26 protein-coding genes are annotated in these 23,491 nt (G+C 59.7%); 13 read left to right on the top strand and 13 right to left on the bottom strand.

Annotated elements, in window-relative coordinates:
* Window positions 1-20 precede the first annotated feature (20 nt).
* Window positions 21-512 (bottom strand): hypothetical protein, encoded by a 492-nt coding sequence (locus tag AC1DV6_RS15245; RefSeq protein WP_477978838.1) that lies wholly within the window; start codon window positions 510-512, stop codon window positions 21-23.
* Between the two features lie 133 nt (window positions 513-645).
* Between AC1DV6_RS15245 and AC1DV6_RS15240 the strand changes: the two genes are divergently transcribed.
* Window positions 646-1,071: a cupin domain-containing protein gene (locus AC1DV6_RS15240; RefSeq protein WP_477978836.1), complete on the top strand. Its 426-nt coding sequence runs from the start codon at window positions 646-648 to the stop codon at window positions 1,069-1,071.
* Between the two features lie 5 nt (window positions 1,072-1,076).
* On the opposite strand, the gene AC1DV6_RS15235 is transcribed toward AC1DV6_RS15240, so the two are convergent.
* Window positions 1,077-1,733 (bottom strand): glutathione S-transferase family protein, encoded by a 657-nt coding sequence (locus AC1DV6_RS15235; RefSeq protein WP_477978834.1) that lies wholly within the window; start codon window positions 1,731-1,733, stop codon window positions 1,077-1,079.
* Window positions 1,734-1,876: 143 nt separating this feature from the next.
* Here AC1DV6_RS15235 and AC1DV6_RS15230 point away from each other — a divergent pair, with 143 nt between their 5' ends.
* On the top strand, window positions 1,877-3,097 hold the full coding sequence (locus tag AC1DV6_RS15230; RefSeq protein ID WP_477978832.1) for a polyhydroxyalkanoate depolymerase: 1,221 nt from the start codon (window positions 1,877-1,879) through the stop codon (window positions 3,095-3,097).
* 9 nt (window positions 3,098-3,106) lie between these two features.
* On the opposite strand, the gene AC1DV6_RS15225 is transcribed toward AC1DV6_RS15230, so the two are convergent.
* Both AC1DV6_RS15225 and AC1DV6_RS15220 read right to left on the bottom strand, forming a co-directional pair.
* Window positions 3,107-3,526, bottom strand: coding sequence for a PACE efflux transporter (locus AC1DV6_RS15225; RefSeq protein WP_477978830.1), 420 nt, complete (start codon window positions 3,524-3,526; stop codon window positions 3,107-3,109).
* Window positions 3,527-3,991 (bottom strand): CBS domain-containing protein, encoded by a 465-nt coding sequence (locus AC1DV6_RS15220; RefSeq protein ID WP_477978828.1) that lies wholly within the window; start codon window positions 3,989-3,991, stop codon window positions 3,527-3,529. It abuts the gene before it with no gap.
* 188 nt (window positions 3,992-4,179) lie between these two features.
* Here AC1DV6_RS15220 and AC1DV6_RS15215 point away from each other — a divergent pair, with 188 nt between their 5' ends.
* The 4 genes from AC1DV6_RS15215 to AC1DV6_RS15200 all read left to right on the top strand — a co-directional run bounded on the left by AC1DV6_RS15215 (window position 4,180) and on the right by AC1DV6_RS15200 (window position 7,728).
* Entirely contained in the window at window positions 4,180-5,472 is a 1,293-nt protein-coding gene (locus AC1DV6_RS15215; RefSeq protein ID WP_477978826.1) for an O-acetylhomoserine aminocarboxypropyltransferase, read from the top strand.
* Between the two features lie 79 nt (window positions 5,473-5,551).
* Entirely contained in the window at window positions 5,552-6,361 is an 810-nt protein-coding gene (locus AC1DV6_RS15210; RefSeq protein ID WP_477978824.1) for an alpha/beta fold hydrolase, read from the top strand.
* 56 nt (window positions 6,362-6,417) lie between these two features.
* Entirely contained in the window at window positions 6,418-7,344 is a 927-nt protein-coding gene (locus AC1DV6_RS15205) for a Bug family tripartite tricarboxylate transporter substrate binding protein (RefSeq protein WP_477979068.1), read from the top strand.
* A gap of 45 nt (window positions 7,345-7,389) precedes the next feature.
* Window positions 7,390-7,728 carry an Mpo1-like protein gene (locus AC1DV6_RS15200; protein ID WP_477978822.1) on the top strand — a complete coding sequence of 113 codons (339 nt, stop codon included), beginning with the start codon at window positions 7,390-7,392 and terminating at the stop codon, window positions 7,726-7,728.
* Window positions 7,729-7,759: 31 nt separating this feature from the next.
* Here AC1DV6_RS15200 and AC1DV6_RS15195 read toward each other — a convergent pair whose 3' ends face one another.
* Window positions 7,760-8,986, bottom strand: a complete 1,227-nt coding sequence (locus AC1DV6_RS15195; RefSeq protein WP_477978820.1) for a YihY family inner membrane protein — start codon at window positions 8,984-8,986, stop codon at window positions 7,760-7,762.
* Window positions 8,987-9,024: 38 nt separating this feature from the next.
* The gene (locus AC1DV6_RS15190; protein ID WP_477978818.1) at window positions 9,025-9,822 is read right to left on the bottom strand and encodes a substrate-binding periplasmic protein; all 798 of its coding nucleotides are present in this window, start codon (window positions 9,820-9,822) and stop codon (window positions 9,025-9,027) included.
* Between the two features lie 108 nt (window positions 9,823-9,930).
* On the opposite strand from AC1DV6_RS15190, the gene AC1DV6_RS15185 reads away from it, so the two are divergent.
* The 7 genes from AC1DV6_RS15185 to AC1DV6_RS15155 all read left to right on the top strand — a co-directional run bounded on the left by AC1DV6_RS15185 (window position 9,931) and on the right by AC1DV6_RS15155 (window position 15,809).
* Entirely contained in the window at window positions 9,931-10,347 is a 417-nt protein-coding gene (locus AC1DV6_RS15185; RefSeq protein ID WP_477978816.1) for a DUF2069 domain-containing protein, read from the top strand.
* The gene (locus tag AC1DV6_RS15180) at window positions 10,344-11,759 is read left to right on the top strand and encodes an FAD-binding oxidoreductase (protein ID WP_477978814.1); all 1,416 of its coding nucleotides are present in this window, start codon (window positions 10,344-10,346) and stop codon (window positions 11,757-11,759) included. The genes AC1DV6_RS15185 and AC1DV6_RS15180 overlap by 4 nt, the downstream gene beginning before the upstream one ends.
* A gap of 12 nt (window positions 11,760-11,771) precedes the next feature.
* Window positions 11,772-12,932 carry an MFS transporter gene (locus tag AC1DV6_RS15175; protein WP_477978812.1) on the top strand — a complete coding sequence of 387 codons (1,161 nt, stop codon included), beginning with the start codon at window positions 11,772-11,774 and terminating at the stop codon, window positions 12,930-12,932.
* Between the two features lie 62 nt (window positions 12,933-12,994).
* On the top strand, window positions 12,995-13,825 hold the full coding sequence (locus AC1DV6_RS15170; RefSeq protein WP_477978810.1) for a thymidylate synthase: 831 nt from the start codon (window positions 12,995-12,997) through the stop codon (window positions 13,823-13,825).
* A gap of 30 nt (window positions 13,826-13,855) precedes the next feature.
* Window positions 13,856-14,338 (top strand): dihydrofolate reductase, encoded by a 483-nt coding sequence (locus AC1DV6_RS15165; protein WP_477978808.1) that lies wholly within the window; start codon window positions 13,856-13,858, stop codon window positions 14,336-14,338.
* A gap of 55 nt (window positions 14,339-14,393) precedes the next feature.
* Window positions 14,394-14,987 carry a DUF4337 domain-containing protein gene (locus AC1DV6_RS15160; protein ID WP_477978806.1) on the top strand — a complete coding sequence of 198 codons (594 nt, stop codon included), beginning with the start codon at window positions 14,394-14,396 and terminating at the stop codon, window positions 14,985-14,987.
* A gap of 54 nt (window positions 14,988-15,041) precedes the next feature.
* Window positions 15,042-15,809, top strand: coding sequence for an exodeoxyribonuclease III (locus AC1DV6_RS15155; RefSeq protein WP_477978804.1), 768 nt, complete (start codon window positions 15,042-15,044; stop codon window positions 15,807-15,809).
* Window positions 15,810-15,900: 91 nt separating this feature from the next.
* Here the strand turns inward: AC1DV6_RS15155 and ntrC are convergent, their stop codons facing one another.
* The 7 genes from ntrC to AC1DV6_RS15120 form a co-directional block, all read right to left on the bottom strand.
* Window positions 15,901-17,388: a nitrogen regulation protein NR(I) gene (gene ntrC / locus AC1DV6_RS15150; protein ID WP_477978802.1), complete on the bottom strand. Its 1,488-nt coding sequence runs from the start codon at window positions 17,386-17,388 to the stop codon at window positions 15,901-15,903.
* A 28-nt stretch (window positions 17,389-17,416) separates the two neighbouring features.
* Window positions 17,417-18,502 (bottom strand): nitrogen regulation protein NR(II), encoded by a 1,086-nt coding sequence (glnL, locus tag AC1DV6_RS15145; RefSeq protein WP_477978800.1) that lies wholly within the window; start codon window positions 18,500-18,502, stop codon window positions 17,417-17,419.
* 5 nt (window positions 18,503-18,507) lie between these two features.
* Window positions 18,508-18,996, bottom strand: a complete 489-nt coding sequence (locus tag AC1DV6_RS15140; RefSeq protein WP_477978798.1) for a hypothetical protein — start codon at window positions 18,994-18,996, stop codon at window positions 18,508-18,510.
* A 187-nt stretch (window positions 18,997-19,183) separates the two neighbouring features.
* The gene (gene glnA / locus AC1DV6_RS15135; protein WP_477978796.1) at window positions 19,184-20,599 is read right to left on the bottom strand and encodes a type I glutamate--ammonia ligase; all 1,416 of its coding nucleotides are present in this window, start codon (window positions 20,597-20,599) and stop codon (window positions 19,184-19,186) included.
* Between the two features lie 239 nt (window positions 20,600-20,838).
* Complete coding sequence (locus AC1DV6_RS15130; RefSeq protein WP_477978794.1) at window positions 20,839-21,717, bottom strand: competence/damage-inducible protein A; 879 nt, start codon at window positions 21,715-21,717, stop codon at window positions 20,839-20,841.
* Window positions 21,714-22,565, bottom strand: a complete 852-nt coding sequence (locus tag AC1DV6_RS15125) for an EI24 domain-containing protein (protein WP_477978792.1) — start codon at window positions 22,563-22,565, stop codon at window positions 21,714-21,716. The genes AC1DV6_RS15130 and AC1DV6_RS15125 overlap by 4 nt, the downstream gene beginning before the upstream one ends.
* Window positions 22,562-23,491 carry a sterol desaturase family protein gene (locus AC1DV6_RS15120; protein WP_477979066.1) on the bottom strand — a complete coding sequence of 310 codons (930 nt, stop codon included), beginning with the start codon at window positions 23,489-23,491 and terminating at the stop codon, window positions 22,562-22,564. The genes AC1DV6_RS15125 and AC1DV6_RS15120 overlap by 4 nt, the downstream gene beginning before the upstream one ends.

The following is a 23,491-nucleotide window of genomic DNA, read 5'->3' as shown; positions in this document are numbered from 1 at the left end:
AACGAAATCCAGCTTTCCTTCTAAGCGAACCACGCCTTGACCTGTTCCTTGACGCGTCGGGCCCAAGCCTTTGCGGCCACATAGGCAGGCTGCGCTGCCAGCCAAGCGCGTGCGCGCTGCAGCCAACCGTTGATCCACAGATAAAGCCAGTTGAACCACGCAAGCTTGCGCGCGTTCTCCCGAACCAGATCGAAGAGGTAGGCGGCGAGCGCGGTGCCACTGATTTTGGCCAACACAAAGATGACCAGGCCCAACACCGGATAGCCGTGCGCAATCGCCCACAGACCCGCAACCTTAAAAGGCAGCAGAAGCGCACCGGGCAGCAGCAACACGAGCAAAGCGGCCCAAGGTGGAATCTGCCGCAGATGCGCTTCCAGGCGATGCACCCAGGGGTGATCGGCCACGCGGCGCATGAACGCTTTGAGACGCTCCCACAGCCATTCCTCAAAAACAAGGAGCAGGGCCAGGACGGCCACCAAGGGCTTGACGATCTTGCGAAGTAATGCGATCACGGGCTGAGTCTAGAGGCGAATGGCCACGCCCGTAGCGCAATGCCCGGGCAACTGGAACGGTTTATGCATGTTGTTGCACCGCACCATTTCAGTGTCTTTATTAGATTCTTGCCCACTTTTGGAAGGAGCATCCATGCTGGACCGCACCAACACCACGCAGTTCTCCCATGTCAAACCCGAAGACACCTCTTTCGCTCCGGGTGGTTTGCGTGATTTCTTCCTGTACCGCGACCTCGGGATTGCCGAAGCCACGCACGGCAAGGTGATCGCGCACCTGGTGAAGGCCAATATGGCACCAGAAACAGGCACGGGTTGGCATCGGCATGAGGCGGATTTCCAGATCGTGATCATGACCAAGGGCTGGGCCAAGTTCATGTACGAGGACAAGGAAACGCTGGTGCAGGCCGGCGATGTGGTGCACCAACGCCCCGGCATTCGCCACTACCTGTTCGACTATTCGCCCGACATGGAATACCTGGAGATCGTCTCGCCTGCGGATTTCAAGACCATCGACGTGGAGCCGGTTTGCGACATTCCGCCTTGCACGCCCTGGAAGTAGCCAGTTTAGAAGTCTGCTGACAACTCTTCGAGTTCTTCGGGTTCTTCCTGGGCACCAGCGATCCATTCCTTCATCGCGGGCAAATCCATGATGCGCTTGGCATAGGCTGCACAAGCCTTATCCAGCGTCACGTCATAGGTCAGAAAGCGCGTCACTACAGGCGCGTACATTGCGTCCGCCACCGTGGGTGTTTTGCCAAACAGGTAAGGCCCGCCATAGGTCTTGAGGCACTCTTTCCAGATCTTCAGCACGCGGTCGATATCGGCCTGCGCGCGTGACCAGATTTTGAATTTGGGGAAGTGGCCTTTGATGTTCATCGGCAGCGCGCCGCGCATGGACGAAAAGCCCGAATGCATCTCGCCGCAGATCGCACGGCAATGCGCACGCGCTTTGCCGTCGGCCGGAAGCAGAGCGGCTTTGGGCTTGATTTCATTGAGGTATTCGGCAATCGCCAGTGTGTCCCAGACCTTGATGCCGTTGTGTTGCAACGAAGGAACCAGCATGCTCGGCGCCAAGAGCAGCATCTCGGCCTTCATCGCCGGATCGTCCGCCGGGATCACCTTCTCGGTGAACTCCAGCCCCGACAGCTTGGCCAGCAGCCAGCCGCGCAAGGACCAGGCACCGTAGTTTTTGCTGCTGATCGTCAGTACGGCCTTGGCCATGGCAATGCTCCTTAAAGGTGCAAATGCGTCGCAAGCCCTGTGCCAACCCTGACAGCCACTTGTAAGTTCTACGCCCGAACTGGCCCGTTACTTGCCTGCATTTAGGCTTCCGGGCCACAAGTCCGACTCTTCGCAGGAACACCATGCTCTACCAGGCTTACCAGACCCAGTCCGACCTGATGTCCCCATTCCGGCTGATGGCACAGGGCGGCAGCGCGGCCATGTGGTTCGGCAACTCCGAAGGCGGCGTGTTGCGCAAACTGTCCGCGTCAATGGAGGTGTTCTCCCGCATGCGGCTGACGCACTCGCGCCCGGCCTACGGCATCACGTCCGTCAAGGTCGGCGAGCGCGATCTGGCAGTCACCGAAGAAAGCGCATTGACCCTGCCTTTCGGCACCCTGCTGCATTTCAAAAAAGACACTCCTTCCGACCTGCCGCACCAGCCCCCTGTCTTGCTGGTCGCGCCCCTGTCGGGCCACTTCGCCACGCTGCTGCGCGAAACGCTGCGCACGCTACTGCAAGACCACGACGTCTACATCACCGATTGGCATAACGCCCGCGACGTCGCGCTGAAGCACGGCCCGTTCGGGCTGGACGATTACATCGACCACATGATCCGCTTCACCGAGGCGATTGGCCCCGGCACCCATGTGGTCGCAGTCTGCCAGCCCTGTGTGGCGGCGCTGGCGGCCGTGGCCATCATGGCTGAAGACGACAACCCCGCGCAGCCCAGCAGCCTGACGCTGATGGCTGGCCCAGTGGATTGCCGCGTGAACCCCACCGGCGTCAACACACTGGCCACCAGCAAGCCTATCGAGTGGTTTGAGAAAAATCTGATCAGCCATGTGCCGCTGCCGCACGCGGGCTACATGCGCCGCGTCTACCCCGGTTTTGTGCAGGTCAGCGCCTTCATGAGCATGAACCTGGACCGCCACAAACAGTCCTTCAAGGACATGTACCAGCATCTGGTTGACGGCGATCTGGAAAAGGCCAACATCATCAAGGTGTTCTACGACGAATATCTGGCGGTCAACGATTTGCCCGCAGAGTTCTATCTGGAGACGGTGGAAAAGGTCTTCCAGACCTACGACTTACCGCTGGGCAAGCTCACCTACAAGGACCGCATCGTCAACCCCGCTGCCATCCGCCGTACTGCGTTGATGACCGTCGAAGGCGAGCGCGATGACATCTGCGCTGTTGGCCAGACCGTGGCCGCGCAAGACCTGTGCAGCAGCATCCGCCCCTACATGAAGACCCACCATGTCCAGGCTGGTGTGGGGCACTACGGCGTGTTCAGCGGCAAGAAGTGGAACGCACAGATTTATCCCCGGGTGCGGGAGATGATTCACGCCAGCATGGGCTGAATCGGGGGCCTATTTCGCCGAATCCGGCAAGCCAAATACCTTGTCAAACGCCCAGGTAAACGTCACGGTGTAGAAAAAGAAAAACGCCAGCAAACCCATATCGGCGATGAGCGCTTCGAGCAGCGAGACATCCAACCACCAGGCCATCACTGGCAACAGGATCAGCGCCAGTCCGCCTTCAAAGCCGACGCCATGCGCAATGCGACGGGCCAGCGAACGGCCCTTAACCGTTTGACGGGCTTCCCAGCGTTCGAACAGGCTGTTGAACAAATAGTTCCATGCTAGCGCGATGGTGGACATCACCGCCGATAGAACAAAGGCCGAACCCGGAGGATGTGAAAAAGCCAGCGCCAGAACAGGTGTGACGACGGCGATGGCGACGCTTTCGTACAGGACGGCCTGTACGACTTTGCGGGTGGTCGGGGTCACTCAGGACGACGCTTCAGCCGGGTCCTTGCCTTCAGGCCAGTCGCGGATGTAGGCTTTCAGCATCTTGTTCTCGAAGTTCTGGCTATCCACCACCGTCTTGGCCACGTCGTAGAAGCTGATCACACCCATCAGCATGCTGTTGTCAATCACTGGCATGTAGCGCGCGTGGCGGTCCAGCATCATGCGGCGCACCTCGTCCATTTCGGTTTCCATGGTGCAAATCAACGGACCCGAATCCATGGCGCGGTAGACCGTAGTCGTGCCAAATGCGCCACCGTTCTTGACAGTGGCCTTGATCACTTCGCGAAAGGTCAACATGCCCACGACGCGGCCGTGTGACAAAACCACCAGTGAACCAATGTCGTTTTCCGCCATCAGCTTGGCGGCATCAGCCAGACTGTCTTCCGGAGTGGTGGTGTAGAGCGTGCCGCCGCCCTTGACGCGCAGGATGTCGCTGACTTTCATGGTGCTTCCTAGATGGTGCTTCCGGTGGGGCGCTGGAATTCGCCGTATCGCCGAAATATAGCCCACAATCCCGCAGACTTAAGCCCAATAAAAAACCTTGGAGACAGTATGAACCCCCAAGCTCACATTCGTTCGCAGCCCCCCATGGGGGCGCATGCCTCCCTAGAGGCGGCTCGTCGGGAGGCATGATGCCCGGCTATTCCGACCCCGGATTTGACACGCTTGCCCTGCACGCAGGCGCCACGCCCGACGCCACGGGCGCGCGCGCCGTGCCGATTCACCTGACCACGTCTTTCGTTTTCGAGTCGAGCGAACACGCCGCTTCGCTGTTCAATCTGGAACGTGCGGGACACGTCTATTCGCGCATCAGCAACCCAACCAACGCGGTGCTGGAGCAGCGCGTTTCGGCGCTGGAAGGCGGCATTGGCGCGATAACCACCGCCAGCGGCCAGGCCGCGTTGCATCTGGCGATTGCCACGCTGATGGGCGCGGGCGGCCATATCGTCGCCAGCACCGCGCTGTACGGCGGCTCGCAAAACCTGTTGCATTACACGCTGCGCCGTTTTGGTATTGATACGACCTTTGTGCAGCCCGGCGATATCGACGGCTGGCGCAAGGCCGTGCAACCCAATACCAAGCTGTTCTTTGGCGAAACCGTGGGCAACCCTGGGCTGGACGTGCTGGACACACCGACCGTATCCCAGATCGCGCACGACGCCGGTGTGCCGCTGTTGGTGGATTCCACCCTCACCTCGCCCTGGCTGGTCCAACCCTTCACGCAAGGCGCGGATCTGGTCTACCACTCGGCCACTAAATTCTTGAGCGGCCACGGCACGGTGATAGGCGGCATCGTCGTCGATGGCGGATCGTTTGACTGGGACAAGTCGGGCAAGTTCCCTGAGCTGACCGAGCCCTACGCGGGTTTCCACAACATGGTGTTCACCGAAGAGTCCACCGTCGGCGCCTTCCTGCTGCGCGCGCGGCGCGAGGGCCTGCGTGACTTCGGCGCCTGCATGAGTCCGCATTCGGCCTGGCTGATTTTGCAAGGCATAGAAACGCTATCGCTGCGCATGGAGCGGCACATGACCAATACCGCGAAGGTCGTTGAACTGCTGGCGTCGCATCCATTCGTGTCGCGCGTCGGTCATCCGATGCTGGAGAGCCACTCCAGCCATGCGCTGGCGCAAAAACTGTTGCCCAAGGGCGCGGGCTCCGTGTTCAGCTTTGATTTGAAAGGCTCACGCGCGCAAGGCAAGGCGTTTGTCGAAGCGCTGAAGGTATTCAGCCACCTTGCCAACGTGGGCGACTGCCGCAGCCTGGTGATCCACCCGGCCAGCACCACGCATTTCCGCATGGACGACGAAGCATTGGCCAAAGGGGGCATCACACAGGGAACGATTCGGCTGTCGATTGGATTGGAAGACAGCGCGGACTTGCTTGATGACTTGAAGCGCGCCCTGAAGGCGGCGGAGAAGATATGAGCCCCCACGTTCACTTACGTTCACTGCCCCCCGAAGGGGGCGCATGCCTTTCTAGAGGCGGCTCGTCGAAAGGCATCGCATGAAGCTCACCGTCAACGGCGCAACCGCCTACTGCTACACCGGTGGCAAAGCCTTCAATCCCGCACAGCCCACCGTCGTATTCATCCACGGCGTGATCAATGACCACAGCGTCTGGATCTTGCAGAGCCGCTACTTTGCCAACCATGGCTGGAACGTCCTCGCGGTCGATCTGCCCGGCCATTGCCGCAGTGAAGGCCAAGCGCCTGCGAGCGTGGAAGACGCAGCAACGTTCATTACTGCACTGCTCGATGCGGCGGGTGTGCAGAAGGCGGCGCTAGTGGGCCACAGCTGGGGCTCGCTGATTGCACTGGAAACCGCCGGACATCTGAAGGATCGCATCAGCCACCTAGCGCTGGTGGGTACTGCCTACCCGATGAAAGTCTCACAACCGTTGCTGGACGCGGCGCTGAACGAGCCTGAGAAGGCATTGCATATGGTCAATGTGTTTTCACGCAGTTCGCTGGCACCGCCCGTGGCGCCCGGCACCTGGATTTTTGGCAGCAGCCTCGCGCTGGGCCGCCGGGTGATTGCCAGCAATACCGAGGTCAACCTGTTCCACCGCGGGTTCAGTGCCTGCAATAACTATGCGAATGGCGAACAGGCGATGGAGCAAGTCAACTGCCCCGTGCTGTTCCTGCTGGGTGCGGTGGACCAGATGACAATCCCGAAGGCCGCACAAACCCTGATAGCCAAAGCGCAATCCAGTGGAAAAATGCATTCGGTGGTTAGCCTTGCCGTAGGCCACCATCAGATGACCGAAGCACCTGAGGCCACGTTGTCTGCATTGAAAGAATTCCTGAATCGCTAACCGGAGTCTCCATGACCCCTTCCCTCTTTCGCCGCACGCTGATCTCTGCTGCATTGATGGCCAGCACAGGCTTCGCTTTCGCCGCCTTCCCCGATAAGCCGATCAAGATCATCATCGGCTTCCCGGCAGGCGGTCCGCTGGACCAGCATGCGCGGCTGTTGACCGACAAGTTGCAAACCGTGCTTGGGCAACCGATTTTGGTGGACTACAAATCAGGCGCGGGCGGCACGGTGGGTGCGCAAGAGGTGATGAAGGCGCCCGCTGATGGCTACACGCTGATGCTGGCCAATACTGGCGTGATGGTGATCAACCCCGGCCTGTACACCAAGCTGCCCTACGCGACGCTGCGTGACTTCACGCCGATTGCGCGCACCGCGATGCAACCGCTGGCGCTCTTGGTCAACCCGAAGGTACCTGCGAATACGCTGAAGGAATTTGTGGCCTACGCCAAGAGTCGCCCCGGCCAGATCAACTACGGCTCGGCGGGCAACGGCGGCATCAGCCATCTGGTACCCGAGATGTTCAAGTCAGCCACCGGTTTGTTCATGGTGCACATCCCCTACCGCGGCAGCGCGCCTGCGTTTACCGACCTGATGGGCGGTCAGGTCGAGTTCATGGCCGAGTCCATCCCGCAGGCGGCGAATTACCACAAGCAGGGCAAAGTGCGCGCGCTGGCCGTGACCAGCCGCGAGCGCAATCCGGCGCTGCCCGATGTGCCTACGGTGATCGAGTCCGGCATCAAGAACTTTGAGGTCGTCGGCTTCTACGGGTTCCTCGCACCCGCCGGAACGCCCAAAGACGTCGTCGCCAAACTCAGCGACGCGTTCAAACAGGTGATGGCTATGCCGGACGTGCGGACCCGTATGCTGAGCCAGGGCGCGGACCCGGCGTTTCTGGGCGCAGAGGATTTTTCGAAGTTTCTGGCGTCTGAAATGCCACGCTGGGCCGACGCTGTGGCCAAGTCCGGTGCCAAGCTGGACTAAACCTTACCCAACGGCACAATACTGAACATCAGAGGAGACATGACCATGAACACCGCCGTGGAAACCGCAAGCAGCGTAGACCCAAAGCAGATGACCTCGTTCGCCGAGTTCTATCCGTTCTACCTGACTGAACACAGCAACCTGACCTGCCGCCGACTGCACTTTGTGGGCTCGTCGCTGGTGCTGTCCAGCATCGCCTTATTCTTCACGACCGGCGCGTGGATCTTTCTGATTACCGCCCCACTGTGGGGCTACGGCTTTGCGTGGATCGGGCACTTTGGCTTTGAGAAAAACAAGCCTGCCAGTTTCAAGCGCCCGCTGTGGAGCTTCATGGGCGACTGGGTGATGTACAAGGACATCCTGATTGGCAAGGTCAAAATCTAGCGGCGCGCGTTGGGGCTAAGCGCTCTGCTTTTTATAGTACCTCACGCAAGCTGGATGCGCTCCAGCGGCCGTTTTCCCATAGTTTTTCAGTAGCCTCGTTGTTGGGCAACAGCAGCGCACGCATCAGCGGCGCCAGCTCAGTCGCTTCTGGATCGGTCAGCAACACCCATCGCGCACCAGCGTCTGCGGCGTCCGATTCGTTCAGCAGTGCTATCCAGTCCAGCTTTGTGAGCGCCTCCAGCACGGGCTCCAGCCATTGGGCCTCAGCCCGCAGATCGTTGCTCAGCTGCGCCAAGGTGCAGCCCCGCTGACCGGTATGGCGCGCGCTATCAAGCATGCGCAATACCTCCAGCGCCAACTGAAACTGCCAGCCTGCGCTGGAGCGCTTGCGCGGCAGGCCCGCCAGCAGGCTGGGCACATAGGCCGTCAGCGCCGCACCCAGCAATACGATGACCCAGGCCACATAAATCCAGACCAGCAGAATGGGCACGGTCGCAAACGCGCCGTAGACCACCGAATAGGTAGGCACCTTGGCCAAATAGAAGGCCAGCACGCGACGCGCTACTTCAACGCCCATCGACACAAACACGCCGCCCATCCACGCATGGCCCCAGCGCACATGGGTGTTGGGCACGTAGCGGAACATGGCCGCCGTGCCGCCCGCAACCAACATGAACTGCAACAGGTCCAAGAGCAGCGTAAAGCCGCCCGGCAGCGAGGCCACCAGGCCTTTGGACTCTGACACCGCATACGAGGTCATGCTCAGGCTGGCGCCCAGCACCAGCGGCCCCAGCGTGATCGCAGCCCAGTAGATCAGGACCCGCTGCGCAAACGGACGCGGCTTGCGCACGCGCCAGATGCTGTTGAGTGTGCGGTCAATCGTGAAAATAAGCGCCAGCGCTGAGCCCAGCAGCGCGACCAGACCTACAGCGCCCAGCTTGCTGGCTTTGCCTGCAAATTGGGTCAAATAACCCAGCACCTGGCGCGCGATGTTTTCGGGCACCAGACTTTCGATCAGCCACTTCTGCAATACGTCCTGGAACTTCGCAAACATCGGGAACGCGGTGAACACCGCCAGTGCCACGGTGATGAAAGGCACCAGTGCGATCGTGGTGGTAAAGGTCAGGCTGCTGGCCGTCAAGCTGAGGCGGTCTTCGCGGAAACGCTCGCGCAGTGTGTGTGCCGCCTCCAGCCACGGCAAGCGGGCGACATCCTGCAGCCAGTTTCTGAACCGCTCAATCCAATTCGTCAAATGCATCCCGCCATCATGCCATCCCGCACCGGGCCAATCGCCGCCTACTTGTCTGCCATGACCGGACGGGTTTTCCATTTTTGAAAGCTCTTGCGGATCAGTTCTTCCAGCACGCCGGTTTTCTTCAGCAGCGCCATACGGGCCTCCACCTGCTCGAGCTTGCTGGCGCATTTTCCGTGGCGGGTCAACACCACGAAATTGGGCGTGTCCACCAAAAACGGCGCATTGGCAATGAAGCGCTCCTCGTCGCCGCGCTTGAGCAGCAGCGCCATGCCGGTGTAGTAGCCGGTAATGAAGTAATCGATGCGACCCAGCGCCAGCTTGTTGAAATTGGCTTCGGGGCTGTTGGCTTCCTCCACATTCAACTTTTCTTTCAAAAACTCGTCCAGCCCGTTTCCAAAGAGATTGCCGCGGGTAATCCCGCCACGGCGCCCGATCAAATCCTGCCGCCCTTTGAATTCGAAGGGATGCTCCTGAAAGCTGAATACCGACACCGGATTCGATAGCGCAGGTGTCGTGGGGTAAAGCAAAAACGCCTCGCGCTCTGGTGTCTTTTTGAGCGTGGCAATCATGTCCACTTCACCACGCTCTGCAAGTGCCAACACACGCGGAAAGGGGCCGACATAGCGGACTTCGTAGGGGATTTTCAGATCTTCCAACACCCGCTTGGCGATCTCAATGCTGGCCCCTTGCAGGGTCTCGCCGTCGTACCAGTGCAGGGGTGGATACGCCGGGTCGGAGGTCAAGACCACCCGATTGCATTGCGCGCGAACGTTCAGTGCAAGACTGGCCAAGACCAGACCCAGGCCGACGGCGTTTCGCAGTTGCATCGAGAAAGTCATAGCACAGGCTCCAGACTTCGATTAGGTCTGAACCAGCCTATAACCTTCGCGCAGCGCTGACAAGAGGGGAACACCTGTGTCCGGGCGATCATTTAAGCTATGCGCCTGATGTCTACCACTCACTCCACACCCACCACGCAAACTTCCGTTGAATTCACCCGATGGATGGCCGTCGGCAGCGTGCTGGGGCTGATCCTGCTCGGCGTGGCGTGGGAACTGGTGCTCGCGCCGATTCGCCCCGGTGGCACCTTGCTCGCGCTCAAAGTCGTACCCCTGTGCATTCCGCTGGCCGGTCTGCTGAAAAACCGCATGTACACCTACCGCTGGGTCAGTCTGGTGGTCTGGTTGTATTTCATTGAAGGCGTGGTGCGCGCCTGGAGCGACAAATGGCCCGGCAACTTGTTGGCCGGGATAGAAATCCTGCTGTGCCTCACGCTGTTTGTGGCCTGCACATTGCATGTGCGGCTGCGCCAACGCAACGCGCGGTTGATGGCAACTGCTGACGTGGAGACCGTTGCACCATGAGTACTTCTGCTCTGCTAGACGCGCTGCGCGCGATTGTTGGCGCCCCCAATGTATTGAGCGAAGGCGATTTGTCGGCCTGGGAAGTGGATTGGCGCCAGCGCGAGCGCGGCAAGGCCTTGGGCGTGGTGCGCCCCGCGACTACCGAAGAAGTAGCAGCCGTCGTCAAAGCCTGTGTACAAGCAGGCGTCAGCATCGTGCCGCAAGGCGGCAACACCGGCATGGTGGTCGGCTCCACGCCCGATGCCAGCGGCACACAAATTGTGTTGAGCCTGGCGCGCATGAACCGCATCCGCTTGGTGGACGCGGCCAATCTGACGGTGACCGTAGAAGCCGGCTGCATATTGCAGACATTGCAGGAAGCCTGCGAAGAAACGGGTTTTCTGTTTCCGCTGAGCCTGGCGGCTGAAGGCAGTTGCACGATTGGCGGCAACCTCGCCACCAACGCGGGGGGCACGCAGGTGGTTCGCTATGGCAATACGCGCGAGCTGTGCCTGGGTTTGGAAGTGGTTACCGCGCTAGGCGAAATTTGGAGCGGCCTGACCGGCCTGCGCAAGGACAACACCGGCTACGACCTGCGCCATTTGTTCATTGGCTCTGAAGGCACGCTGGGTGTGATCACTGCTGCAACGATGAAGCTGTACCCCTTACCCGCCGCGCAACTCACCGCGCTGGCGGCCGTGCCTTCGCTGGACGCTGCGGTGGAGTTGCTGGGCATTGCGCACAAGGTGCTGAGCTCCGGCCTGACCGGCTTTGAGGTGATGGGCCAGTTTGCGCTGAGCCTGGTCGTCAAACACTTCCCACAGCAGCGCGTGCCATTTGGCGAATCGCCCTACTGTGTCGTGCTGGAGCATTCGGACAACGTCTCGGAAGCCCATGCCCGCGAACAACTGGAGCGCCTGCTGGAGGCCGCATTGGAAACGGGCTGCGTGACCGACGCCGTGGTCGCCGAAAACATCGCGCAGGCGCATGCGCTGTGGCATATCCGCGAGAGCATTCCGCTGGCCCAGGCCCAGGAAGGCCTGAACATCAAGCACGACATATCCATTGCCGTATCGCGCATCCCGGCCTTTGTCGCCGAGACCGATACCGCACTGGCGCAAGCGTTTCCCGGCGTGCGCCTGGTGAACTACGGCCACTTGGGAGACGGCAATCTGCACTACAACGTGCAAGCCCCGGCACGCGCCGATGCCGAAGCCTTTTTGCGCAACCAGGAGAAACCCATCAACTCCCTGGTTTACGACGTCGTGGACCGCTACAACGGCTCGATCTCGGCTGAGCATGGCATTGGCAGCTTGAAGCGCGACAAGCTGGAGCAGCACAAATCGCCGGTCGCGCTGGCGCTGATGCGCGAGATCAAGAAGGCGCTGGATCCGAACAACACGATGAACCCTGGCCGCGTGGTCCGGGTTTAACAGGACTCTTTCATGGCGCATTGGCTCCTACTGGCCTTGGTGTATCTGTCGTTTGTCAGTCTGGGCTTGCCGGACGCAGTGCTGGGCGTCGCGTGGCCCGCGATTCGCGCCGATATGGGCCAGCCGCTGGCTGCCATGGGCTTCATCACGCTGACCATGACGGTGTGCTCCGCCAGTGCCAGCTTCCTGTCTGCGGCGATCACCAAGCGCATAGGCACGGGCGTCGTTGTCGCCGCCAGTTGCCTGATGACGGCGCTGGCGCTGATTGGGTTCTCCTACGCACCGTCGTTTATCTGGCTCGTCGCACTGGGCATTCCTTTGGGTCTGGGTGCCGGTGCGGTCGATGCCAGCCTGAACCACTTTGCCGCCGCGCATTACTCGTCGCGCCACATGAACTGGTTGCATGGTTTCTGGGGCATCGGCGCGACTGCCGGGCCGCTGATCATGGGCGCAGCGCTGGCAAGTAGCGGCGGCTGGACCGTGGGCGCGCGCAGCATAGGAATGGTGCAAATAGTGCTGGCGATTGTGCTGTGGCTCACGCTCTCGCTATGGTCGAAAGAGAACGCGACACCCCCCAGCGACGATGCCACACATGCCAAGCCTGTGGAGTTCAAACCCATCAATCCGCTGGCCCTGTGGCTGGCACCGCTGACCTTCCTGTTTTATGTAGCCGCTGAGATGGGCACCGGCCTGTGGGCTGCCAGCATTCTGGTGGGCAGCCGCGGTGTGACGCAGACCATGGCGGGAGTATGGGTGTCGCTGTACTTCGGCGCCATCACCGCAGGCCGCTTTGGTGTGGGCCTGATCGCCAACAAATTGGGCAACCGCAAACTGGTGCAACTGGGAATTTGTGTCGCCGCCGCGGGTGCCACGCTGTTTGCATTTCCCGATTTGCCCGCACCGCTGTCCATGGCCGGACTGGTACTGATGGGTCTGGGCTGCGCGCCGATTTTCCCGTCGCTGATGCACGAAACCGCACGCCGTTTCCCGGACGATGTCGCGCGCATGGTGATTGGCCGACAGATGAGCCTGGCCTATGCCGGTGGCGCCATCATTCCGGGGGCGTTTGGCCTGCTGGCGACCTGGGCAGGCCTGGGCGCCATCATGCCGGTGGTCGTCGTCGTGCTGCTGGCGCTGCTGGTTGTCACCAGCATGCTCGATGGTATGACCTGAGCCGCCTGCAAGGCCTAAAATCCCGTCTGTTCGCCCAGAACCCCAATTCTTTTGCACCTCCCATGACACGCCCCATCCGTTCCCAATACGAAGACTTCATGCGCCATGTGTACACCACGGGCGTTGCCAAATCCGACCGCACGGGCACGGGCACCAAGAGCGTGTTTGGCTACCAGATGCGCTTTGACCTGAACGAAGGCTTTCCTCTGGTCACAACCAAAAAAGTCCATTTACGCTCCATCATCCAGGAGCTGCTGTGGTTCCTGACCGGCTCAAGCAATAACAATTGGCTCAAAGAGCGCGGCGTCTCCATCTGGGACGAATGGGCCAAGCCCGATGGTGATCTGGGCCCGGTCTACGGCGTGCAATGGCGCAGCTGGCCAACACCCGATGGCGGCCACATCGACCAGATTGCCGACGTCATCAAGACGCTGAAGAGCAACCCAGATTCGCGCCGCATCATCGTCAGCGCCTGGAACGTCGCCGAGCTGAACAAAATGGCACTGATGCCTTGCCATGCTTTCTTCCAGTTCTATGTGGCCCCTGCAGACACCGAGGGCGGTAAAGGCAAACTGAGCTGCCAGCTGTACCAGCGCAGCGCCGATATTTTTCTGGGCGTGCCGTTCAACATTGCGTCATACGCGCTCCTGACGCATATGGTCGCGCAGCAGTGCGATCTCGATGTGGGCGACTTCATCTGGACTGGTGGCGATTGCCATATCTACAGCAACCACCACGAACAGGTCGAGCTGCAACTGAGCCGCACGCCGTTCGCGTATCCCACCTTGCACATCAAGCGCAAACCGGATTCAATCTTCGACTACGCATTTGAAGACTTTGAAGTTCAAGGCTACGAAAGCCACGGCGCGATCAAGGCGCCGGTGGCTGTCTAAAACCGGATCAAACTACTTCCCGGAGGTCCCATGAAGCTGCACCTGATACTGGCACGTTCTGCCAATGGCGTGATCGGCAAGGACGGCAAGATGCCCTGGCATCTGCCCGAGGACCTTGCCAATTTCAAGAAGGTGACATTGGGCAAACCCGTGATCATGGGTCGCAAGACCTGGGACTCGCTACCGGAAAAGTACCGTCCCTTGCCGGAGCGGCTCAACATCGTCATCACGCGGCAAAAGGACTGGCAGGCGCCGGGTGCCAAGACCGCAAACTCGCTGTTTGACGCGATGGGCATGTGCCCACTGGACGGCAATGCCTGGGTCATGGGCGGAGCAGAAATTTACAAGCTGGCGATGCCGCTGGCGGTGTCGGCTGTGGTGACCGAAATCGATGCGGAGTTTGAAGGCGACACGCTGGCGCCCAAATTTGGTCCGGGCTGGAAAGAAGTCAGCCGCGAGAGTCACACTTCTGCCACCGGCCTCAACTACAGTTTTGTGACCTACAAGAGCTAATCAGTTGGGGACAGAGCTGAAGATCTGTCCCGCAAGTTATTCAAAAGGAGTATGCATGTCAGGTGGTAGTTTTCACGTTCACGGCCCACACGATCACGAGTTGGAGCACGCAACCCAGGGTGGCCACGGCGACCACGGCACGGGCGGCATGATCAACCAGATCGCGATGTTCACCGCGATCATTGCCACCATTGGCGCGATCTTCTCGTATATGGGCGGTGCGACACAGGCCAACGCAGGCCTGTACAAAAACGATGCTGCCATCAAGAAGACCGAAGCGTCCAATCAATGGAACTTCTACCAGGCCAAGAGCACAAAACAATCCTTGACCGAATTGGCTTTGACGCTCGCGCCCAAGGAAGATGACAAGGCCAAGTACGCCGCCAAAGTCGAGCGCTACGAGAAGGAAAAGGCGGAGATCAAGACTGCTGCCGAAAAGCTGGAAGCCGAAGCCAGCGATTGGGACCATAAGAGTGAACAGCAGATGCACCAGCACCATCGCTGGGCCCAAGCCACCACCGTTCTGCAGGTTGCGATCGCACTGGCAGCCATTGCGCTGTTGACCAAAAAGAAGTGGGTCGAGTACGCCATGTTTGGCGCCGGCGCTGCCGGACTGGCTGTTGGTCTCGCCGCTCTGCTACATATGTGATAGCTGCTTACGCACATTCCATGCGCTCTGCAGCCCTTTTTTCCTAGTATTTTCATGCAACTCGCCACCTGGAACATCAACTCCCTCAGTGTCCGTCTGCCGCAAGTGATTGAATGGCTGGCCGCCAACCCCGTCGACGTATTGGTGCTGCAGGAACTGAAGATGACGGATGACAAGTTCCCGGCGGATCTGTTTGCGCAAGCGGGCTACCAAGCGCAATGGTTTGGTCAAAAGACTTACAACGGTGTCGCGCTGCTGTCCAAATTGCCCGCAACAGACGTCGTGAAAAACATCCCCGGCTTCGACGATGACATGGCACGCGTGATCACCGGCACGGTCGATGGCATCCGCGTCGTGGGGGCCTATTTCCCCAATGGCCAAGAGCCCGGTAGCGAGAAATTTGAATACAAGATGGAATGGCTCAGCGGTATGCGCCGCTGGCTGAAGGAAGAACTGACGCGCCACCCCAAGCTGGTCGTGATGGGCGACTACAACATCACGTTTGACGACGCCGACGTGTGGGACCCGATTGGCCTGGAAGGCACGATACATTGCACCGAAGAAGAGCGCTACCACCTGCGTGCGCTGGTGTCACTGGGCCTCACCGACAGCCATCGCATGTTCCCACAGCCGCCCAAGAGCTTCAGCTGGTGGGACTACCGCAATGGAGGTTTCCGGCGCAATCAAGGTCTGCGCATTGACCATATTCTGGTCAGCGAAGCACTCAAGTCATCTGTGACAGGTTGCGTGATTGATGTGGTGCCGCGCAAGAATGAGCGGCCCAGCGACCACGCGCCGGTCGTGCTGACGCTGGCTCTATAAGCGCCGGCAATTTGCCGCCGGGCCGCCCCAAGGCACATTAGCCCCTTGGGGGGCAGCGACCCGCGCAGCGGCGGAGCGTGGGGGCCACATGCTAGGCGTCGTCCAGCCCCAACTCCTGAATCTTGCGCGTAATCGTGTTGCGACCAATGCCGAGCTTTTGCGCCGCTTCGATACGGCGACCCTTGGTGTTGGCCAGCGCGGCATGAATCAGACGCGACTCAAACCGGCGCGTCAACACATCCCAGACATCAGGCTGACCCGACAGCAGTAGCGCTACCGCTTCCTGCTCCAGCACGCCTTCCCAACTGGTGTCATCGGTAGCACGCGTCACAGGAGTGACAATCGACGCAGCCGCATTGGACTCACTGGTTGCGGCAACTGGTGCAGTAACCGTCGCTGGCGTAGCAACACCACCCGTCACGCCCACTTCCGGTGGCAAGTCCTTGGGTTCGACCAGCTGCGCAGGTGCCATCACGGTGAGCCAGTGGCAGATGTTTTCCAGTTGGCGCACATTGCCTGGGAACGCAAACGCTTCCAACCATGCCAAGGCCGCATCGGAAATACGCTTGGGTTCCACACCGAGTTGTTTGGCACTCACTTGCAAGAAGTGGCGCGTCAACATCGCCACATCTTCTTTTCGCTCGCGCAGTGCGGGTAAACGCAAACGGATCACGTTCAGGCGGTGGAACAGGTCTTCACGGAACACGCCGTCCTTGACGCGTTGTTCCAAGTCCTGGTGCGTTGCGGCAATCACGCGCACATTGGATTTGACGGCACTGTGCCCACCTACACGGTAGAAATGGCCATCGGACAAGACGCGCAGCAAACGCGTTTGCAGCTCGTAGGGCATGTCGCCGATTTCATCGAGGAAAAGCGTGCCGCCATCGGCCTGCTCGAAGCGGCCACGGCGCATGGTCTGCGCGCCGGTGAACGCGCCTCGCTCATGGCCAAACAGTTCGCTCTCCAGCAAGTCCTTCGGAATCGCTGCGGTGTTGATCGCGACAAACGGCCCACCGGCGCGCGGCGAATGTTTGTGCAGCGCGCGTGCCACAAGCTCCTTGCCAGAGCCAGACTCGCCGGTAATCATCACCGTGACATTGCTCTGACTCAAGCGGCCAATCGCACGGAACACGTCCTGCATCGCGGGCGCCTGGCCCAGCATTTCGGGCGTCTCACCCATGCGTTCTTCGGCCACTTCTTCGCGCAGGCTTTCTTCGACAGCACGGCGAATCAGCTCCACGGCTTTGGGCAAATCAAACGGCTTGGGCAAATATTCGAAAGCACCGCCCTGGAACGCGCTGACCGCGCTGTCCAGATCGGAGAACGCCGTCATGATGATCACTGGCAAACCGGGATGCTTGGCCTTGATTTTCTCCAGCAGATCGAGGCCTGAGCCGCCTGGCATGCGGATGTCGCTGACCAGAATCTGCGGGCCCTCGTCGTCGGCCGCAGTGCTCAGAGCGGCGAGTACATCACGCGGATTGGAAAAACTGCGCGTGGGAAGTTGCTCACGCAGCAACGCCTTTTCCAGAACGAAGCGAATGGACTGGTCGTCGTCCACTATCCAAATCGGCTTCATGTGTTTGCGGTCCTCTGCTAGCAATGCATTACGGTAACGGAATCAGAATTTTGAAATCCGTGCGGCCTGGCACGCTGTCCACTTCGATCAGGCCATGGTGCTGCTGCACAAAGGTTTGTGCCAATGTCAGCCCCAAGCCAGAACCACCTTCCCTTCCCGACACCAGCGGATAGAAAATGCGGTCCCTGATCGAATCTGGCACGCCAGGTCCGTTGTCTATGACATGCAATTCCAGTGCCAACCGATAACGCTGCTTACCAAACGTAACCTGTCGCGCGATCCGCGTCCTAAAAGTGAGGTGTGCATCACCGGCAGCTATACGCTCCGTCAGCGCCTGGCACGCGTTGTGCGCGATGTTCAGCAGCGCCTGAATCAGTTGTTCACGGTCACCCCGAAACTCGGGAATGGAGGTATCAAAGTCACGCACGACCTCCAACCCTTTGGGAAACTCGGCAGATATCAGCGAGCGCACCCGCTCACACACTTCATGGATGTTGACATCGCCCACCAGATGCGGCCGCCGGTGCGGTGCCAGCAAGCGGTCTACCAGGCTCTGCAAGCGGTCCGCCTCGTGGATGATGACCTGCGTGTACTCGTTGAGCTCCGGCGACTCCATCTCCATTTCCAGCAACTGCGCCGCACCGCGAATCCCGCCTAGTGGATTCTTGATCTCATGCGCGAGATTGCGGATCAGTTCCTTGTTAGTCTGTGCCTGCTCGGCGAGGCGCTCTTCGCGGTCCTGGCGGGTTTGCTGCTCCTGCGGCACCATCTCCACGATGGTCTCGTCTGCGGCTTCGGTGCGGGTGATGATCACATGCACGGGCATGGAGTCCTGACCCGGGCGCTTCAGCATCGCGTCGTAGCGCAGCGCAGCAAATTCGTTATCGCGTGCGCCTTCCAGCGCGTTTTGCAATTGGGATGGTTCGGTGAACACCTCGGCAAACGAGGTGCCTGCCATGAGCCGCCTTGACATGCCCAGGATGTCTTCAAGCGCAGAGTTGGAGAAGATGACCGTCGCATCGCTACGGACCACCGCCACCAGCGTGGCAAGCAGGTCAAACGACTGGAACTGCGCCGTGGAAGGCGCCGACAGGTGGGAATCGGTAGGGCTCAAGCCTGCTATTTTGCCGCAGAGCTTGTGGACGCGTTCAATGCGCGTGTGAGTTCGCGGCGGATGCCGGCAATATCGCTTTCATTGCGGCTGATGCTTGCCTTGAGTTCCGCCACACGTTCCTGGTACTTGCGCGGCTCGCGCAGGTCTTGTGGCGTTTTTTCAGGTTCGCCGCGGTTGTATTCCTTCAGCAGGTCTTCCTGGCGCAACTCCGCCTTGCGCAATTCAGCTTCGAGAATCATGCGCGCGTCGGAGTCCTTGGCACGCTGGTCCAGCGCATCACTGCGCTGCCCGGCAGATGCGAGGCGTGTGGCAGGACCGGGTTTGATCGCGGGCACCACGGTCACTGACGCACTGGAGATCAGCTTGCAGGTCTTCGCCTGTGCTTCTGACACGGTGTTGGTGTACTCGTTGCCACAACGGTAAATGCGATCCTGCGCCTGGGCACTATTCGCCCCGGTGGCTACCAATAAAAGAAGAATGGCAAAAGGTTTCATTTACTTTCGATTGTTCCACTGCGCGCAGGGAGGGGCAGTATGCTCCAAAAATCGACAAACATCAAAAAACATAGCAGGCCGGGGTCTATTCAAAAGCAATTCGGGCACTTTAGACGTAAAAAAAGGACTGCTTGCGCAGTCCTTTTTGATTTGTAACGGCCTGTAAGCCGTCGCCACCCTCCACGCTTTACAGCGAGTAGTACATGTCGTATTCGACAGGGTGAGGCGCCATACGGAAGCGCGTCACTTCAGCCATCTTCAACTCAATGTAGGCATCGAGCATGGAGTCGGAGAACACACCACCCTTGGTCAGGAAGCCGCGGTCCTGGTCCAGATAGCCCAGCGCCTGATCCAGGCTGTGGCACACGGTTGGAACCTTTGCATCTTCTTCGGGAGGCAGATGGTACAGGTCCTTGGTAGCAGCTTCGCCAGGATGGATCTTGTTTTCGATACCGTCCAGACCAGCCATCATCAGTGCCGAGAAGCACAGGTAAGGGTTGGAAGATGGATCGGGGAAACGCGCTTCGATGCGGCGACCCTTGGGGTTGGCCACAAACGGAATGCGGATCGATGCAGAGCGGTTGCGCGAGCTGTACGCCAGCTTGACCGGTGCTTCAAAACCAGGAACCAGGCGCTTGTAGCTGTTGGTGCCAGGGTTGGTGATGGCGTTCAGTGCACGGGCGTGCTTGATGATGCCGCCGATGTAGTACAGCGCGAAGTCAGACAGACCTGCATAGCCGTCGCCTGCGAACAGGTTCTTGCCGTCTTTCCAGATGGACTGGTGCACGTGCATGCCGGAGCCGTTGTCACCAGCGTAAGGCTTGGGCATGAAGGTCGCGGTCTTGCCGTAGGCATTGGCGACGTTCCAGACCACGTACTTCAGGTTTTGCGTCCAGTCGGCGCGCTCTACCAGTGTGGAGAACTTGGTGCCGATTTCGTTCTGGCCAGCGCCCGCCACTTCGTGGTGGAACACTTCAACCGGAATGCCCAGCGATTCGAGGATCAGGGACATTTCGGCGCGCATGTCTTGCGTGCTGTCGACTGGAGGAACCGGAAAGTAGCCGCCCTTGGTGGTGGGACGGTGGCCGCGGTTGCCGCCTTCGAGCTTGGTACCGGAGTTCCATGGCGCTTCGTATTCGTCGATCTCGAAGAACACCTTGCCGGGTTCATTGGCCCAACGCACGCCGTCGAAGATGAAAAATTCTGGCTCAGGACCGAAGTAGGCCGTGTCGCCCATGCCGGAGGCCTTCAAGTAGGCTTCTGCGCGCTTGGCGATGGAACGTGGATCACGGTCATAGGCCTTGCCATCGGATGGCTCAACCACATCGCATTGCAGGAACAGTGTGGTTTCTTCGAAGAAGGGATCGATGTTGGCCGTGTTCGGGTCAGGCATCAGTTGCATGTCGGAGGCTTCAATGCCCTTCCAGCCGGCGATCGAAGAGCCGTCGAAAGCGTGGCCGCCAGTGAACTTGTCTTCACCAAAAGCGGACACGGGCACGGTCACGTGCTGTTCTTTACCGCGGGTATCGGTGAAACGGAAGTCAACAAACTTGACTTCGTTTTCTTTCACCATATTCATCACGTCTGCGACGGTCTTGGCCATCAAATACTCCTAGTACAAAAAAATCACACGGGTTGTAGAAACAAGGACATCAGTCTCAATGCAGCTTTTGTGCCAAAAAATGGACCGCTTTCAATTTGACTGCAGCGCACCATTCTGCCCTGAGTTGGCGCGGATTTTTGGCAGTTCTGTCACCTTGATTCGGCTCTGTAACAGGCCCACCTATCTTGCGATGCACCAAATCGGGATTACCAAATTTGCACCTAATTAGTGCAATATTTTCAACGCACCATTTCAGGGCCAAGCCCGATCTGCAGGGCATGAAGTTGTCCCAGCATGGCGGGGTATGCAGTCGCTACCGCTTCAGGCGCGCCTTTGACGCCCAGTTCGATGTGCTTGCCAAATTCAGGGTGGTCTACGCTGGGCAGGCTGAATACTTTCACTGCATATTGCTGCTCCAGCGCTTCCATCATCGGCGTTAGCGTCGCTTCCATTGCGCCAAATACGATGATCGAACGCTCCTCATGGGGCTTTGCATGGAACAGGGGCGCGTAGTGCGTGTCCAGCACCCACTCCACCATGGGCCAGGCCATCACCGGAAAGCCGGGCAAGAAATGTATGCCCCCACGCTCCATCGCTTCGCGGGTCGCTGCCCCCCGAGGGGGCGAATTCCCCTTGGGGCGGCCCTGCGGGGAATTGTCTCTCTGACCGACGCAGCTAAACCCCGGGATCTTGTTGTACGGATTGGGGATGATCTCGCAGCCCGCGGGGAACATGCCCATGTTCAGTCGATGCAGGTTGTCGGCGCGCTCGGGCTCATAAGGTGTGCCCTGCTCTTTCGCGACATCCTGCATACGCTCCAGAATCAGGCGCTTGGCCTCGGGATGCAATTGCAATGGAACGCCCAACGCCCTGGCCGCGCACTGGCGTGTGTGGTCGTCCGGTGTGGCACCAATGCCGCCAAAGGAAAACACCACGTCGCCCGACGCCAACGCGCGTTGCAGCGTCGCCGTGATGCGCTCAGGCGCATCGCCCACATAGTCTGCGTAGGCGACCTGCAAACCGCGCGCACCCAGCAGTTCTATCGCCTTGGCCAAATGCTTGTCGGCCCGCCTGCCGGACAGGATTTCGTCGCCAATGATGATGAGACCGAAGTTCATGGCTCCAGCAACTCGCGCAGAGTGTGTTCGACCACGGTCGCCGGAGGCGCTGGCGGCCGGTTGCGCAATTGACGCAGCGCGGTCAGGCAGTAGTGGGCAAACCACAACGATGAAAAGATGAAGACCAGCGTGTAAATCCAAACCGCCAGTGGCACCAGGACAACAAACATCGCCGCGATCATGGGCCCTGACACCCAGACGATGCTGGGCGCTACGCCCATGTAGCCACAAAATATGCCCATCGCCAGCAGGCGCAGACGGTGCTCCCTGAAAAGCAGTTGCCGCTCTTCGGTAGTGGCGTGAATAGCCAGCACATCAAACGCCATCACGCGGTAGGTGAGCCAGCCCCAAATCAGCGGCGGCAACACAAACACCAGTGGCGGAATCAGCCACAGCGGAATCGTCACCACCATCGCGATCAGTGCCAGCGCCAGCGAGACCAATGACCACCACAGGCCCTTCAGAAAACCGGTATCGCCCAGCACCTGCAAATCCGCAAAACGCCGACGCGCTACCAGCCGAACCATCATCGGTGTCATCAGCAAGGTCACCAGAAGCAGTGAGACCATCACGATCAACGGCGTGATACCGAAGATCAACAGCAAGTGGGCCAACACTGTTTTGGCTGGCCCCATACCGGCGCGCGCCATCCAGTCCCACATATTGCGCAGCATCGCGGTGGATTCGAGCAAACCGCGCATGGCCTCCAGCGCGGGCTCCCAAAAGAAGTTGCCCAGCAGAACGGTCGCGCCCACCATCAGTACCAGCGGGGCCAGCGAGAAAAAGACAATGCGCGGGCGCAGGCAATAGGCTGCGGCGCGCCAGAAGGCATCGATCACTGCATTCATCGCTTCACCAACCGTTTCAGGCCAAGCCACTGCTGCGACCAGAAGCCGCGCCCGTAATCGACACCCTGCTCCACCTGGTCACGCACGCCGGTGGGTTCGTATTTGAGTTCGAAGTCGGCCGTGCGAAACAGCATGTCCCACCAGGGCAGCAAGACGCCGAAATTGGCGCCTTGTTTGTCTGCCTCCACACTGTGGTGCACCCGGTGAAAACGCGGGCTGATCCACAGCCGCTCGCCGAGCTTGCCAAACCACATGCGCACATTTGCATGTTGCAGATTTTCAAACAGCTGGGTGATGGCAACGACGGCCACAAACTGCCCCGGGGCGATGCCGATGGCCAATGCAACGACTGCGATGATCACGTCGCGCAATACATCGTCCAGCAAGTGGTTGCGGTTGTCGCTCCACATCGTCATCTGCTGCTGCGAATGGTGCAGCGCATGCAGCTTCCACCACCAGTTGAAGCCATGCTGCGCGCGGTGGATCCAATAGTTCACCAGGTCGAAAACGACTAGGTACAGCGCGAAGCTAACCCAAGGTCCATCCGTCACGCCGGGCCAAAGATCATCCAGATGGAAAGTCGACAGGCCCTCTACCCGACCCCAGCCGAACAGATCGTCGAGCAGCGGGTCCAGCGAGAAAAACATGGCCAGACGAAACAGTCCCAGGCGGTGGATCAAGGTGTAGAGCACATCCACGCGGATAGCCGCGCGGTCGCTCGTAGGCTCTGCCGGACGCCAGCGCTGCAGCGGTGCGATCAGCACCACCATGACCAGCAATTGCAGCAGCCCCACCAGCACCCAGCCTGTGGCGCTGTAGCCGTCCTCCAGAAATCCGCCAAGCCCCAGCGCAAACATCAAGGGCTGCAGCAGGGTTTCAAAAGCCCACGCCTGCGCGTCCGAGAACAGTCCAGTCAGCGTATCCAT

Source organism: Rhodoferax sp. P2_H8_2, from assembly GCF_056403235.1.
The sequence above is the reverse complement of the archived record's forward strand: the minus strand, read 5'-3'. Positions and strand labels throughout refer to the sequence as shown.

What these genes read in the sequence shown, in the direction of transcription:
- AC1DV6_RS15210 (WP_477978824.1), top strand. Translation starts at nt 5,552, where the DNA reads ATGAAGCTCACCGTCAACGGCGCAACCGCCTACTGCTACACCGGTGGC.
- AC1DV6_RS15160 (WP_477978806.1), top strand. Translation starts at nt 14,394, where the DNA reads ATGTCAGGTGGTAGTTTTCACGTTCACGGCCCACACGATCACGAGTTG.
- AC1DV6_RS15195 (WP_477978820.1), bottom strand. Translation starts at nt 8,986, where the DNA reads ATGCATTTGACGAATTGGATTGAGCGGTTCAGAAACTGGCTGCAGGAT.
- ntrC (WP_477978802.1), bottom strand. Translation starts at nt 17,388, where the DNA reads ATGAAGCCGATTTGGATAGTGGACGACGACCAGTCCATTCGCTTCGTT.
- AC1DV6_RS15185 (WP_477978816.1), top strand. Translation starts at nt 9,931, where the DNA reads ATGTCTACCACTCACTCCACACCCACCACGCAAACTTCCGTTGAATTC.
- glnA (WP_477978796.1), bottom strand. Translation starts at nt 20,599, where the DNA reads ATGGCCAAGACCGTCGCAGACGTGATGAATATGGTGAAAGAAAACGAA.
- AC1DV6_RS15220 (WP_477978828.1), bottom strand. Translation starts at nt 3,991, where the DNA reads ATGAAAGTCAGCGACATCCTGCGCGTCAAGGGCGGCGGCACGCTCTAC.
- AC1DV6_RS15155 (WP_477978804.1), top strand. Translation starts at nt 15,042, where the DNA reads ATGCAACTCGCCACCTGGAACATCAACTCCCTCAGTGTCCGTCTGCCG.
- AC1DV6_RS15200 (WP_477978822.1), top strand. Translation starts at nt 7,390, where the DNA reads ATGAACACCGCCGTGGAAACCGCAAGCAGCGTAGACCCAAAGCAGATG.
- AC1DV6_RS15235 (WP_477978834.1), bottom strand. Translation starts at nt 1,733, where the DNA reads ATGGCCAAGGCCGTACTGACGATCAGCAGCAAAAACTACGGTGCCTGG.
- AC1DV6_RS15205 (WP_477979068.1), top strand. Translation starts at nt 6,418, where the DNA reads ATGGCCAGCACAGGCTTCGCTTTCGCCGCCTTCCCCGATAAGCCGATC.
- AC1DV6_RS15240 (WP_477978836.1), top strand. Translation starts at nt 646, where the DNA reads ATGCTGGACCGCACCAACACCACGCAGTTCTCCCATGTCAAACCCGAA.
- AC1DV6_RS15140 (WP_477978798.1), bottom strand. Translation starts at nt 18,996, where the DNA reads ATGAAACCTTTTGCCATTCTTCTTTTATTGGTAGCCACCGGGGCGAAT.
- AC1DV6_RS15190 (WP_477978818.1), bottom strand. Translation starts at nt 9,822, where the DNA reads ATGACTTTCTCGATGCAACTGCGAAACGCCGTCGGCCTGGGTCTGGTC.
- AC1DV6_RS15180 (WP_477978814.1), top strand. Translation starts at nt 10,344, where the DNA reads ATGAGTACTTCTGCTCTGCTAGACGCGCTGCGCGCGATTGTTGGCGCC.
- AC1DV6_RS15215 (WP_477978826.1), top strand. Translation starts at nt 4,180, where the DNA reads ATGCCCGGCTATTCCGACCCCGGATTTGACACGCTTGCCCTGCACGCA.
- AC1DV6_RS15165 (WP_477978808.1), top strand. Translation starts at nt 13,856, where the DNA reads ATGAAGCTGCACCTGATACTGGCACGTTCTGCCAATGGCGTGATCGGC.
- AC1DV6_RS15175 (WP_477978812.1), top strand. Translation starts at nt 11,772, where the DNA reads ATGGCGCATTGGCTCCTACTGGCCTTGGTGTATCTGTCGTTTGTCAGT.
- AC1DV6_RS15230 (WP_477978832.1), top strand. Translation starts at nt 1,877, where the DNA reads ATGCTCTACCAGGCTTACCAGACCCAGTCCGACCTGATGTCCCCATTC.
- AC1DV6_RS15120 (WP_477979066.1), bottom strand. Translation starts at nt 23,491, where the DNA reads ATGGATACGCTGACTGGACTGTTCTCGGACGCGCAGGCGTGGGCTTTT.
- AC1DV6_RS15125 (WP_477978792.1), bottom strand. Translation starts at nt 22,565, where the DNA reads ATGAATGCAGTGATCGATGCCTTCTGGCGCGCCGCAGCCTATTGCCTG.
- AC1DV6_RS15170 (WP_477978810.1), top strand. Translation starts at nt 12,995, where the DNA reads ATGACACGCCCCATCCGTTCCCAATACGAAGACTTCATGCGCCATGTG.
- AC1DV6_RS15130 (WP_477978794.1), bottom strand. Translation starts at nt 21,717, where the DNA reads ATGAACTTCGGTCTCATCATCATTGGCGACGAAATCCTGTCCGGCAGG.